8 protein-coding genes are annotated in these 14,127 nt (G+C 58.3%); 5 read left to right on the plus strand and 3 right to left on the minus strand.

Translation table 11 applies throughout. From position 1 onward, the window contains the following. The first annotated feature begins 118 nt into the window (after positions 1-118). A complete protein-coding gene (locus QUE79_RS02425; protein ID WP_286345264.1) occupies positions 119-4,192 on the plus strand; it encodes a DEAD/DEAH box helicase family protein in 4,074 nt (1,357 codons plus the stop codon). Between the two features lies 1 nt (position 4,193). After that, positions 4,194-5,249 carry an Eco57I restriction-modification methylase domain-containing protein gene (locus QUE79_RS02430; RefSeq protein WP_286345265.1) on the plus strand — a complete coding sequence of 352 codons (1,056 nt, stop codon included), beginning with the start codon at positions 4,194-4,196 and terminating at the stop codon, positions 5,247-5,249. Positions 5,250-6,135: 886 nt separating this feature from the next. On the opposite strand, the gene QUE79_RS02435 is transcribed toward QUE79_RS02430, so the two are convergent. The 3 genes from QUE79_RS02435 to QUE79_RS02445 form a co-directional block, all read right to left on the minus strand. Further along, entirely contained in the window at positions 6,136-8,646 is a 2,511-nt protein-coding gene (locus QUE79_RS02435; protein ID WP_286345266.1) for an AAA family ATPase, read from the minus strand. Next, complete coding sequence (locus QUE79_RS02440; protein ID WP_286345267.1) at positions 8,643-8,807, minus strand: hypothetical protein; 165 nt, start codon at positions 8,805-8,807, stop codon at positions 8,643-8,645. Before QUE79_RS02440 ends, QUE79_RS02435 begins: the two co-directional genes overlap by 4 nt. 244 nt (positions 8,808-9,051) lie before the next feature. Continuing rightward, on the minus strand, positions 9,052-10,905 hold the full coding sequence (locus QUE79_RS02445; protein ID WP_286345268.1) for a DUF262 domain-containing protein: 1,854 nt from the start codon (positions 10,903-10,905) through the stop codon (positions 9,052-9,054). Positions 10,906-11,069: 164 nt separating this feature from the next. Here QUE79_RS02445 and QUE79_RS02450 point away from each other — a divergent pair, with 164 nt between their 5' ends. The 3 genes from QUE79_RS02450 (at position 11,070) to QUE79_RS02460 (ending at position 13,894) form a co-directional block, all read left to right on the plus strand. After that, positions 11,070-12,014: an EcsC family protein gene (locus QUE79_RS02450; protein ID WP_286345269.1), complete on the plus strand. Its 945-nt coding sequence runs from the start codon at positions 11,070-11,072 to the stop codon at positions 12,012-12,014. Between the two features lie 101 nt (positions 12,015-12,115). Continuing rightward, positions 12,116-12,484, plus strand: a complete 369-nt coding sequence (locus tag QUE79_RS02455; protein WP_286345270.1) for a hypothetical protein — start codon at positions 12,116-12,118, stop codon at positions 12,482-12,484. Positions 12,485-12,799: 315 nt separating this feature from the next. Beyond that, positions 12,800-13,894 (plus strand): hypothetical protein, encoded by a 1,095-nt coding sequence (locus QUE79_RS02460; protein WP_286345271.1) that lies wholly within the window; start codon positions 12,800-12,802, stop codon positions 13,892-13,894. Positions 13,895-14,127: the final 233 nt, after the last annotated feature.

Here is a 14,127-nt window from a genome sequence, read left to right on the forward strand (position 1 = left end):
TTTTGGCTTAGAACCGCAACCCGGCGGTGTGACGGCTCCGGCAGCTGGCGTGATGTCGCTGACTTCTGCGTCGCTACGAACGGGTGAAGGACGACCGCTGTTAGTTCGAACCGCTGACATGCGCCGCACCCGCACCAGCATCTTCGGCACCCGCCGGCCCTGTAGCCTGAATGAACCGGCGGAGGGGCGTCCGGACGAGGTACTGGAGATTCAAGTGACGCAGACTATCGGCGAGGAGATGCTGGTGAAGTCTCGAGCTCGAGTCAAGGCGCACGGCGAAGTGTTCACGCCGCGACTGATGGTCGACCAAATGCTCGACCTCGTCAGTAATGACCTGGATTTGGTCGACACGACATTTTTCGAACCGGCAGCAGGCGACGGAAATTTTCTCATTGCAATCCTACAGAGGAAGCTCACGGCGATCGAGCAGCGAATGGAACGGGAGCTCTGGCCTCGCGAGTCCTTGTTTGCCGTTGCCTCGATCTATGGCGTCGAGTTATTGGAAGACAATCACCAGGATGCCAAGGCCGCGATGCTTAAGGAGTTCCGGAGCTTTCATGCGAGGCACGACGTGCCCTGCGACCCTGATACCAACTTGATGCGTGCTGCGGCTTTTCTCATCGACGCGAACGTGATCTGCGGCAACACGCTAACCGGTCTGGACTGGCTGGGCGAGGAAATCACTTTCTCGTGGTGGGTTCGGGAGGAACGGGCCCCAAGCATCGTCGTTCGCGAGCGGTTCACTTTAAGTCTCTGCGTTCTGGCGCTCCCGCTCCAGACTTGTTCGACTTGCTCGTCGAACCCGACCTCTACGCCCCCTGTCCTATCGACCATGTCCATGAAGAAGCGAGAACCGGTGGCTAGCCCTAAGATCAGCACTTTCCGTGAAGTGACCCCGCTCATTTATTCGTGGCGTACTCCCGACATCCCAAAATACGAAGGTTGGGAGAAGATCGGGTATACCGAGCAGGAGACTGCCGACAAACGCATCGCCCAGCAGGCCAGCCAGCTCGGCATCACCAAAGAAAAACTCTGGGCGTACCAAGCGGTGTTTGTCACCGAGGATGGGGGCAGGTTCCGTGACAGCGATTTTCACGCATTTCTGCGCCAGCGGGGCGTGCAACGGGAGCTGAGTCCACGCACCGAGTGGCACAAATTCGCGGGAGCCCCCAAAACGTCCGACGAGTTCTTCAGCGACTTCAGCAAGAAGAAATTCTTTGCGGAAGAGACTGCGGCCGCTCCGGAGGACTACGAGCTGAGGCCAGAGCAGCATGAAGCCGTTGCGCAGGCGATCAAGGCGTTCGGTCCAACCGTCGGTGCGAGTGAGGCGTTATGGAATGCGAAGCCGCGATTCGGCAAGACGCTGACGACCTACGATCTGATGCGGAAGATGGACGTGAAGCGCGTCTTGATAGTGACCAACCGCCCAGCCGTCGCAAATGCGTGGTTTGACGACTATCAGCGGTTCTTGGCCCACCAAACAACTTTCAAGTTTGTCTCCGAGTCACCGTCGCTTGCGGGGCGGACGCAGATGACACGCGAACAATGGCGTTCATACGCACGCGAGCACCTCGATGAAGATCCGCGAATCATTGAATTCGTTTCCCTGCAGGACCTCAAGGGATCTCAGTACTTCGGCGGCAACCATCCGAAACTGAAGCATATTGCCGAGTTTGATTGGGATCTTCTGGTCATCGATGAGGCCCACGAGGGCATCGACACCACGAAGACCGACGTCGCCTTCAATCAGATCAAGCGCGCTCACACGCTCCATCTTTCCGGCACGCCGTTCAAGGCATTGGCATCGGGAAAATTTGACCAGGACCAGATTTTTAACTGGACCTACGAGGACGAACAGACAGCGAAAGCATCCTGGCGGGACGCACCCGACCACCTCGCTCAGGACAGTCCCTACGCCCAACTCCCAACCCTCAACCTGCTTACTTACCAGGTCTCTCGCATGGTGACCGATCGGCTCGCCGAAGGCGTTGCGCTCGACGAAGAGGACGAGAACGTTGACTACACGTTCGACCTAGCGGAGTTCTTTTCCACCAAGGCCAACGGCTTCTTCACCTATGAAGCTGACGTCGTTAGGTTCCTTGATGCTCTGGCGACAAACGATAAGTACCCGTTCTCCACCCCGGAACTGCGCAATGAGATAAGACACTCATTCTGGTTGCTCAACCGCGTCGCGTCAGCTAAGGCGCTCGAGAAACTCCTCAAAAGGCACGACGTGTTCAGCGAGTACACCGTCATCCTCGCTGCCGGTGATGGTCGTCCTCACGCCTCTGACGATAACGGGCTAGAGGAAGACGCTGACGATTTGTCAGCCGTCGGCAAATCGCTCGACAAGGTCCGTACTGCCATCGCCAAGGCGGAGGGCCAGGGCGGCAGGACAATAACGCTGTCGGTTGGACAGCTCACCACTGGTGTCACGGTGCCAGAGTGGACGGCGGTCATAATGCTGTCTAATCTCGCGAGTCCGGCACTCTACATGCAGGCAGCTTTTCGATCCCAGAATCCATTCACGTTCGTGCGCGGCAACAGAGTGCTCCAGAAGAAGAACGCATACATCTTCGACTTCGCACCAGAACGCACTCTGGCGATCTTCGACGCGTTCGCTAACAACCTTGCCCCAACTCCGGCCGTCGACGTCGACCAGCGCAAAGAAAACATCAAACGGCTGCTCAACTTCTTCCCCATCCTCGGCGAGGACGCTGAGGGGCGGATGGTGGAGCTAGACGCGGAGCAGGTGCTCTCTTTCCCACGGGTATTTAGGGCGCGCGAGGTCGTGCGGCGGGGCTTCCTGTCAAACCTCCTGTTCGCAAACGTCGCCGGCATATTCCGGGCCGTTGAGCACTTCAAAGACATCCTCGACCAGCTTCCGGTCGTCAAAGAGAAGCAGGTCGTTAAGGCGACGCCGATCGATATGTCGGAGCCACTGCCAACCACCGATCGTGATGGCAAGGTGCTGCTGGACACGGAGACCGTCATCAACCCGAAGGTGGCTCAGCTCGGAAAGCCGGTCTACTCAACGGGAGATATGCCCGATATCGATCCAATTACGGTGAAAGAATCTGAGGCAGCCAGACGTATCGCGGCTGTCGTAACAGAAAAGGCGCGCCCGACGCGCGACGCAGTTGCGGCGGAATACGGCATGACGGCCAAGCAAGTAGAGGCAGACGAGAAGGCCACCGAAGGACTGGTCAAGGCGAGGGTGGAGCGCGCTTACGTTGAGCATCAAATCGCTGTCCATCACATCCACGATGAAGCTGAAGGCGCGGCAACTGAAGCCGACTCCGATAAGGCCCAGGCGAAAATCGGAGACGCGAAACTTGAGTTCGACGCCAAAGTGCTCGACATTCTTCACGGCACCCTCGACACGCTGACCGAAACAGTCGTCAGGCGCGAGGAGACAAAAAAGTTGCAGAAACAAGTCGATAAGACCCTCGGTGATGCCCGCGATCATCTGCGCGGGTTTGCCCGCACGATTCCCATGTTCCTCATGGCCTACGGTGACCGCAACATCACCCTCTCGAACTTCGACGACTACACACCCGACGACGTGTTCGCCGAGATCGCCGGCATCAGCGAAGACGAGTTCCGCAAGCTCCGCGACGGTCGTGACATCATCGACCCCGAGACTGGCGAAACTGCCCACGTCCCTGGCTTGTTCGACGCCGCGGTCTTTGATCAGTCAATCCAGGAATTTCTGAACAAAAAGGCTCATCTTGCGGACTATTCCGACCCGACTCTGACGGAGGACATCTTCGCGTACATCCCTCAGCAGAAAACGTCGTTGGTATTCACGCCCAAGCCGGTCGTGCAAATGATGTGCGACGCGTTGGAGGCCGAGAATGAGGGCATTTTTTCTGACCCCGATAAGACGTTCGCCGACTTGTTCTCCACCGCTGGCCTCTTCTGCATGGAAATTGTTCGCCGGCTGGACGCTGGGCTGGTCGACACCCTGCCTGACAGGGAAGAGCGGCTACGACATATCCTCACCTGTCAGGTGTTCGAGATGAGCCACAACGAAATACTGCACAGCATCACAGTGGAGGCCGTCAGTGGCGGTGTTCCCGAGCGACGGGCATGGATAGAGGAATCGGGACACTTCCGCGTCGGCGACCTGGCTCGCATGTCCGGCACGGATCGCCAGAACGTTGTAGACGAGATGCTCGGAGATAACTGACATGCCTAAAAAGTTCGACGTTGTGATCGGCAATCCGCCCTATCAGGAGGAAGCGCAAGGCCTAGGCACTCGCGATACCCCTATCTATCACCTCTTCATGAATGCGGCTTACGAAGTGGGCGAGAAGGTTGTGCTCATCACGCCAGCCCGATTCTTGTTCAACGCTGGTTTCACCCCGAAGGCTTGGAACGAGAAGATGTTGGCGGACGAACACATCATGGTGGCGTATTTCGAGTCCGACTCAAACCACCTGTTCCCTAGTCTCACGGACCCCATCAAGGGTGGCATCGCTGTGACTTATCGGGATGCGAATCGTGAGCTCGGACCCATCGGCTTTTTTGCCAGACACCCCGAGCTGAACACGATTCTCGGCAACGTCGCCAAGAGCGGGGGCGGGTCTCTCGAGGAACTCGGAATCACAAGCTCGCGCTCGTACCGCTACACCAACAAGTTGTATGCAGACCACCCGGAGGCCATGGCGCTTCGGCCGGAAGGAAACTCAGCCTTAATAAACACCAACACTTTCGAGCAATTCTCCTCTATCTACCACGTAGAAAAGCCCGCTGATGCCGATGAGTACGTCCGAATTCTCGGTGTCATCAAGAACCGTCGCGTCTTTCGTTGGATTCGCAGCGACTACGTTTCGGGCCCCGGCAGTTTTGACAAGTTTAAAGTTGCGGTCCCGGCTGCGAACGGTTCGGGGTCGACTACCGATTTCTTTGGCGTACCCCTGAACAAGCCAACTGTGCTCGGGCCCGGAGTCGCGGTCACTCAAACATTTATGACCATCGGCTCATTCGAGACCGAAGCCGAGGCCGAGGCCTGCCAGAAATACGTCAAGTCTAAATTCGCACGAGCGATGCTCGGCGTCTTGAAGATTACACAGCACAACCCGCGCAGCACTTGGAAATATGTCCCAGCGCAGGACTTCTCAGACACATCCGACATTGATTGGACTAAGACGGTCGCCGAGATCGACCAGCAACTCTGCGCCAAGTATCGGCTCGACAGCGATCAGGTCGCATTCCTAAACACGGAGATAGTGTCCATGTCTTGACGATGAGCTTGCGAGCCACTCCATTGTGGCGACCATCGCGCGCTCCCATAAGTCGCGGATTAGAACCATGCTGAGGGGATCCATGCCCGCCGCTACACGACCGGGAAAGGCTGGTGGAACCGGACTTGGCGGCCGCCCTGGGGCCGACTATTGCTGACATGGCCAGCGAAATGCCCTCGAACGCGCGAAGCTCACAATCTAGTCGATCTACGAAGGACAGGCATTGGTTCCGCGGACAAGCCAGAGCGAACAGGTACCGGCCACTCGATCATCTGTCTTGAACCACCGAAGGCAATAATCGTCTGCTCCATCAGATCGCAGGCGGCCTGCAAGAAGCCCTCCACGCCCATCAGGCGCATGGACCACCCGTCCTTTACTTTCCACAATGAGCCGGAAGTATTCGTTGCAGAGCAAGGATCGCCGCCGTGGCTCAAGTGATCACGCAGAGATTTCATGTCGCCTAAATAACGGCGAATCTGAGTAGTGGACTCGTACAAAACCCATCTTGAACGTCCCCAACCTTGTGGAGAGGGCACTCGAGTCCGCAGCGACCATTTCGAGTTGAACAGATGAACCTGGTGTAGCTCTAGCGCTCGGTCGCGTAGCTTATCCGGGTTGAGGGGCAGCGTACGGGTAGATTCTTTGGACTCCAGCACCTCGTTATAGAACCGTTCAAGCGGCCCATAAATAAGTAGAAAGGCTCCCCAACGCAGTGCTTGTTGGCGGCGTGAAGGAGCCACTTCCCTGTGTAGGTCTATCATCCGTACTGGAATAGTCAGGCTGGCCGAGGCCCTAGACGCAGCTGCTAGAACCGCTTCTAGCGGTTCTGGCTGCCCTTGAATTTCTTCACCAACATTCATCCGAAGTTTTCGTCCTTACTCATCCGTCAGCTCGCGAGGCTGCCGCCCCATTTCGCCTTATGGCCTTTCGCGAAGGTGCGCAGATTGCCACGTATTTGCTTCAGATCCATCGTGCTAGGCACGTCATCGTCGTGATTGCCCGGGTTCAAGATTTTTGGCATCACCCGCCACTTTCCTTTTTCGTCGGCTGACAGCACGAAAGGCGCAGCGAGGACGACGAGATCCTTAAGTAGCGTGGCTTCTTTTTCGACGTCGAGGACGCTCGTCGCGACCCCAACGCTCGTTCGATTCGTGGCAATGATCTGCTTTGCGAGTCGTTCAGCAGCGCTACGGTATGCCGCGCAAGCTCCGCGCCTCCCCGCCGCGGTCGGTGCCGACAGACCGTCTTCACCCTGAAGCATGTAGCGGCTAAACGCGTCGGATGTCTGAATAGGTTCCGTCCCTTCTCGTACGTCAATGAGGTTCAGATCGTAGGAAATAGGGTCCCTAAAATCGTGCAGCGTTTGAGCGTATTCAGCGAGCTTGGGGTCATAGGTCGTCAGAACGATCTGCCGGCCCGCGTCCAACAATGCTCCGAGAGTGTTCTCCACGAAAGTAAGTCGATGGTCGCCATCACTACCGGGTATCGGGTCGTCGAGAAAGAGGAAGGGAGAGGCGACCAGTTCAGCGCGGGCCAGGAATGTCGAAAGCCCTAATGCGTTCAATTGCGAGTCGCTATAAACCCCTAAGGCGTCGCGTTCGACGGCCTCCTCGCTCTCTTGGGGCTGCAACGCGGCAACGAGGTTCACGAAGATGGCCCCGGCCGCGCGCCGTTTTACCCCTGCGAACCCCACGAGCTCCTCTGGTCGAATCGTTGACCACCAGCGTTCGATCGATTCGCTCATACTCCCGAATCGCTTGTCAAGGACAGCGCTACTCGCCTGCTTGAGAACGCGTTCGGCCCGCGCCAGCCGTTTGATCACCTCCGTTCGGCTGAACTGCGCCCGCCGTTCATCCGCCCATTCCGGAAGCTGGCGCGCGACGCTGAGCAGTTCGCGAAGCCCGTCGGCCTCAAGGTGATCCCGAAGCAAGGGTTCGATGGTTGAGCGGAGGTCGTCGAGGGCGCTTGCCTCGCCCACCAGATCGTCAATGGCTTTGGCTTGGATGTTTAGGGCCTCCACCAATCCCGCAGGCGAGGCGTTTGGAAGTGATCTCTGGGCGAGAACACCGAGGAGCACGTCTAACTCGCTGTCTGCAACACCAAGAGCAGCCAAGAGGAGGTCGGCCTGTGTTGCCAGTGACCTGCTGAACGTGAGCGCCAGGGCAAATTGGGGAGCCTCTGTGCCGAGGAGCACCTCCGCAGCCGCTCGGAATTTATCCTCCTGCTCATTGGTCCACCGCCCCGCCTTGGGTACAGCGTCCTCGTACGCCTTCACCCAGGCTCGAAGTGCCCTTTGATAGGAGCGAACATCACCGATGGCTGCTTCGGCAGCCTGGGTGAGATGGGCGTTGGACAGGACTTGCGTCCTCAATTCGTCCATACGAGCCGGAGTTAGAGCATTAGGCGTGGAACAGACCGGGCAGTCCACGTCCGTGTCGAGATGTTCGAACTCCGGTACTGCCATGACCGCTGAAAGAACGGGAAGAATCGAAGCCAGAAGGCCTTCAGCGTCGTGAATTGCAGCACCGTATATCGTCAAATCCGGCGGCTCTGGTCGGTCTCCACTAGAGCTGACCAAAAAGTCAGACAAGGGAAAGACTCGATCGCCCCGCGCGCGGATGGCCTCCTCAATCGCAGCTACAAGTTCCGCGAGCGATGTGCAGTCTGTGGAAAGGCTGCCATTACCAAAGGACAGCAGGACTCCCGTCCCTGCGGCGAGAATGTCAGGCTTAGATCCGTCAATGATTTCGAGCTGGGCGGCGGCGCCACTCAGGCTTGATTTTGCGAGTTGAGCCACGGCAAGCTGTCCAGGATCCGGGTTGACCTGTTGAAGAATGACTGCCTGCTGATGCACCCGTTCACGCAGCACATCGAGATCAGTCAAGGTCAGAAGGGCCTTGAAGTACAAGGCACGCTGTTTTGGTTCCGTGGACAGCACATATCTCAGCGTGTGCTGAAGAAGGACCGGAGCGGCTATCGCCCCGTCTCTAGCGTCGAGGCCGAAGAGACTCAAGTCCGCGTGTTCGGCCCCATCGATCGTGAGTTCTGAGACGCAGTCTGCTGCACCGGTGAAATCTGATACCAGATCACGCCGAACGGTGTGCTGGTTCCCTTGCTTGTCTCGAATGCCCGCGGCCACCCACACGTCGGCATCCGGCGCAAGGTGAGCGTTACGAAGGCTGGCGTTGTACTCGGCTTTTGCCCCGCCAAACAAATCGCGACGGCTACTACGCCCAGCCACTAGAAACTCGATCGCTTCGGCCAAGCTCGTCTTGCCCTGGCTATTACCAGCGTGGATGACTACCAAGTCGGCGCTCAGATCTAGGCGGCGGGGTTCGGACCCGAAAGAACGGAATCCGCGTACTTCGATCCAATCCAGCCTCACGGCGCCGGTCACTCTTTCAGCCATCCGTCGACAACACCTGCAAGGGCAGCATCAAGCCCCTGCATCGTCTCTGCGGTCTTAGCAGCGTCAGCGAGCTCTCTCGCCTCGGCAGCAGCTTTGCTGTCAGGTAACGCCGCGATGAGATCTTGAATGTTGGGAAGTAGATGACTCATAGGTGACTCATCCTCGCAGCAGGTACTAGCTCCGAGCACTCCTTCGAAGCTGAGTCGCAGTCTGGGGCGAGATAGTTTCTGACCATGCAAGTAGATGATTAGACGGGCAGAGTCTTGCTAGAAGCGGAAGAGACTCAGGAATGGGTCGAGGTCGCGTTGAATGCCCGAGTTATGTGCTTCGAGCGTCATCGGCACCCCCTTGCAGCCCGTCGGATAAACCGGACTCATGGCACGCAGAGCTGACTCAGCCCTGGAGTTTGTTCGCGGGTAGCCAGATTCTTGTGGCAACGAGAGCCAGCTCTTCTGCCCGGGTCCGAATGCGACCTTCGTCCCATAGCTCGCTGTTGGCAATCGAAAAATTGACGACCAGCGTGTTCTGCTTGGCGAACTCAGATCGCTTAGCTTCCCACGAGCCGTTGGACAAGTGACCGTTGAACGACCCGGTGACGAGAGTGAGGTTACCGAGCTGGTTGATTGCTCGATTGCGATCGTCGCTGGCACTAAGCCAAACGGGGTTGTTGTCGTCTTGTTCTAAGGGCAGGCCAGCTTCGAAGACGGGCCAGTTGGCTTGCCACGACTGAGGCATGACGTGCTCAATTTGCAGATTCGAGTAGTCGATGTTCGCGTCGGGCTGGTGAGGGTCTTCGGCGCGCAATTGTGCGTCAATGGCTGACAACAAGAGCGCGATGCGGGCACGCCCTAGGTTGCCGTAGAAGCGGGTGGTTCTGAAACCTTCCGTCACATCGCGGTCGGTGGGCCAGGCCAGTGCTCCGCGCTGCAATGACTCGATGATCGCGTTTGCGATGTCAGTGTCGCCTTCTCGGGCACGTTTGGCATCATTCAGTGCGCGGGTGAGGTGGGCGCCGTAGCCGCGCGTTTGAAGTCCGAGGAATGCGCGCCGCAGGGCCCAGGACTCGATGGCGCGAACAGCCCGGACATGATCCGCGGTCGGGAGTGCGTTGGCCGGCAGGGTCCGCAACCACGCCAGGAGGGGCACTGCCGTGGCGATGTCGAGGCGTCGGATTCGTTCATAGGCGACCCTGAGCTGCGCTTCGGGCACGGCCGAGTGGTCGTAAATGGCCTCGTACGCGACCGAATAGTTAGAGAGGCTCTCGAGTACTTCTTCGGTGCTGGGTCCGTCGTTGAGGTAGGCGCGTGCTTCCGAGTAGAGGTGGCTGACGCTTGCTTCTTTGCCGGTCTCGGCTGTGAGCCACACCGATAGCAGGACGTCTCGCCGGCCTCGCTGTGCGTGGCCTCGGCCTACCTCTTCTTTCCACCACGCGTCATCGAAGTGCGCCCAGTATCTGTCATAAAGCGTCTCAACGTCGGCGGCCGCGAGTTCTCCCCGAAGGAACAGCAGGTTCTTGACGAGGTCGATCGCAGACAAAGGCGTCTGGCGACCGTTCAAGACTTCAAAAATGACTTGGGCGTCGTCGTTGTCCTCGAGGTCGATGACAACGAGCTTGAACAGGGTTGAGAGCGCATCTGCCAGGGCATTCATCCGGAGTGGCTCAACTGCCCCGTTCTCAACGACGTACTCGTGAGCCTTCTCGGCGAAGAACGCACGCGCCTGCAAGTAAAGGTGGTCGTTAGACTCCGCAGTCGGCATGGCGTCTCTGATGGCTGTCGGCCATACCAGGCGATCGTTGCGACGCGGCCAGAGCTTGTAGGTCTCGTCTTTAGTGGTGACAAGGTAGTCCTTGTTGAACAGCATCTCCCGAAGTTGATGTTGCTTCAAGGATCCCTCCGCGGCGAGGACGTCGAGTACTCCTCGGACCAGCAGCTGACTGGTCGTGAGTCGTTGTTGCCCATCAATTACTGACCGAAGGGTGATTCCACCTGCTGGTGAGGGAACCGATGCGACCACTATTGCGCCGAGAAAGTGAGGCGACACGGCGGCCTCTTTGCTGAGCAATGCAGCATCTGATGCGCCGGTGGTGCGCACCTCAAGCAGGCGATCGGCCGTTGCCTCAAGGTCTTCGAAGAGGAGTTCCCATTGCCCTTCGCGCGTCCATTCGTAATCGCGCTGAAAGGTGGGGATCAGATACCGACGGTCGGGAAGCAAGATTTGACTCAGCGGGTACGTATTGGCTTGCACGGTCTGACCCTAACCTGGTTCCTCACTATTGGAGGGCAGCCAATAGAGCGCAGGTCCTCCATGATGGAGCCATCGGTCACAGTCAGCGTGGGGGAACGAGTGAGTACAGACAACGATCAAAAAGCAGCCGTTGTGGAATCCATGGATGCCTACGAGGCACAGGTGTGGAAAAACTGAACGAGCACTGGCAGCACCGCAGCAACCGTCGGGGGCTCCCAAACTGGGTCGCAACCGCCGGAGAGCGCACCGGCGAGGTGGCGAGCCGCGTTGCCGGCGGTGCCGCACGAGTCGTGCCGGAGGGGGTCAAGGAACCACTCCGCAATGCGGGTGAAGTGGTGGCCAACCAAGCAATCCGGCCAGTTCTTCAAGCCGCGACGCACATGGTTGAACTCGTCAATGACTGGGCTCTCGAACTCAATGACCCCAAGAGCGTCGAGAAGCTCGCTCGGAAACGGGGCCTTGCCATCGACACCTTCACCGAACTGCGCGAGCAAGACCTCAAGATTTGCGATCGGCTGCTGACCCACAACACGCTCACATGGCGCACAGCCGGAGCCATCGAAGGGGGTGCCATGGGGCTTCTTGCCATGGTCCCCGTGGCTGGCATCCCCGTCGCGATAACGGCCGACATTCTCGTCATTCAAGTCCTGAGTACCTCAATCGCTGCCCGGATTGCCTACTCCTACGGCTACGACGCCAAGGACCCTTGCGAGCAGGCTTTCATTGAACGTCTCGTACGCCGTTCCTTCATGGCGCAAGCAGTGAAAGCGAAGCCGCTGAACGATGCTGCAAGGGCAGCAGCAGCGGTCAAGGACCGCGTCAAGTGGTCTCCCAAGCTTCGGGCTGACCACCCGCTCCTGGTCGGACTCGAGAAGCTGATGAAGCAACTCGGCCCGGCAGGCGGAAGGGTCTCTGTCGAGTCAGTCGCAAAGGTCGTGCCGTTCGTCGGCATCGTCATTGGTGCCGGCACGAACTCCACAATTCTCGGCAACGTGGCGGCCGACGCACAGCGGTACTGCCAAACCCGCTTCCTCTGCGAGAAGTATGGCCTCCCCTTGCCGGCCGCCCTGGCTACAGACGCTGATGACGAGAACGCCGCCCCCGCGTGACATCGAGTTTCGAGAGCCAGCCCATTCGTCACCTCCTGTTGGTACGGATTCAAATTGACGCTGAACTCGTCCGACGAGGAATTACCCGAACCTCTGGCCCCGTGGTCGGCGAGCTAGCGGAACGCCTGGCACTAAGCGTCTACGGGGGTGACCTCTCTGCGCCGGGATTGGCAGCAATTGACTTGGTCAGCGCAGATGGAAGGACCTTCCAGATCAAAGCTCGCGCGCTTCCACGCGGGGAGCAACGATTCTTTTCCTTCAACTCGCTGGAGTTCGACGTGGCCGTGTGCCTTCGATTCGATCAAGAAACCTATGACATTGATTGGGCGCGCGAATACACAAGAAGGGAGGTAGAGCTCCTCGCCAGCCGTCAAAAGACTGATTGGCGTCTCAGGACAGGGGCTGCCTCCACCTCAGGTCGCGACATGACGCTGCCGTTCCGGGCGGCCATGCAGGCGCTCGACGAGTGAGCTGAGACTCGACGAAGCGTCGACGAGAGTGCAGTGGTTAGCGCCTTCAAACTGCGAAAGCTGGCTCGCACCTGCCGCGTCGAGTAACCGGAGCCACCAGTACGCCACCAGACCGTCCCCCAAAATGTCGGTGGTTAGGAGGACATTTGAAGGACTAGCACCGCAGCTGGTTCTCGCATTGGGGGATGGATGTCATCAATCAGTAAAAAACGACAGGAACAACGACGGCATGCTCCGGCGGCGTCGGGCTCGTACGTGGCCGACGCTCTACGCCAGCTGCCGGCGCGAACGAGAGCTCGTCTAGGCATATCGGAGTTGCTCATCTCCCTCGCGGAGCTTGCCCTGGTCGCAATGCGGACGCTTCTTGACGACGAAGACAGCAGAAGCTTCGAGGACAAATTTGCCGACCTCCAACCTCGACTCGAGGCTCTCGATGTCGTAAAAGTCGAGGAATGGATGGCTGGCTTAGGAAGCCTCAACGAGGAGTCTCTTCAGCTTCAAATCAAGCCCTGGATAACGCGACTGACCACAAAAGGCGGCGCAAACTTCATTCGTCGCCTTCTGGGAGCCGGACACTACGACCGTCTACTCGTCGCTGCAAAACTGGACGGAGCGATCGTAGGAGTTGCGCTGCGACGAAGCGCGCGGACATTTCTCCCCATGGCGGGCGCGCTGGACGAGGTTGCCATGATGCTCACCAGGGACGAGCTCGAGAAGATTGACGGCTTCTCGGCAGCCGAACACGGAGGGCTGATGCTCCTGACTCAATTGGATGGCTTGATCGGGAAGCTCTTGGCCTTTGACGACGGGATACCCCTTAGTGATCTACCGATCCGAGCTGATGAGGCCGTCTCCCTCGACCTTGACCTATCGAGGCTGGCCGCCAGACTGAGGCCCCTCATTTCCGAAGCGTCTCTAGAGAAGGTGGAAGGTGTGAGTGACGCCCTTAGTCGCAAGATTCGGGGCGCCACATATGCCCTCGACCACTCGCCGGATGGAGTCTCTCAAGCCGCGAACTCCTTGGTCGAATTCATTGATCGGCTTGTCCGCGAAGCCTTCACAGACAGCGAGATTCTTTCCTGGGCGGACGGTCGTTATCCAGACAAGGAGAACAAACAAGAGAACCGAGAACGGTCATCAAAACGAGCCCAAGTGCGATGCTTCGTATACGGAGGACAGACCGGACCGATATCGCCCTACCAGGAGGTCGCCGCGGCCGGCCTACTTCGAGCCCGCGACCGACTTCAGAAAATCAAGCACGCCGATCAAAATACTGAGGCAGAAAAAGAAGAGCTTCGGATAATCATCCGTGCGATCGAAAGCTTTTTCCTCTTCTCGTTCCGACTCGGCTGGTCTCTTCAGGACGATGAAAAAATCGACCTTCTCCGAACGCGCCTCCAATCGAAGTAGCGTCACATCGAAATCGCGCGTCTCAAAAAACTAATCGATGGTGAGACGTCGCACTCGATTCGGAAGAACGCAAGCAGAGTCGCTTCGCCCTGAGGCAGCGGCTGTCTCGCAATGTCGTTCGGCGCCCCGACCGCCAAGATCACCGTGCCCCGAGATTTCGAGACAGGCAATCCGCGCCGATAACGCCCTATTACGTCACGAGTCCGTCCTGGCGCACCATGACCGCGATCGAG

It is taken from the genome of Frondihabitans sucicola, assembly GCF_030296615.1.
GTDB lineage: Bacteria > Actinomycetota > Actinomycetes > Actinomycetales > Microbacteriaceae > Frondihabitans > Frondihabitans sucicola.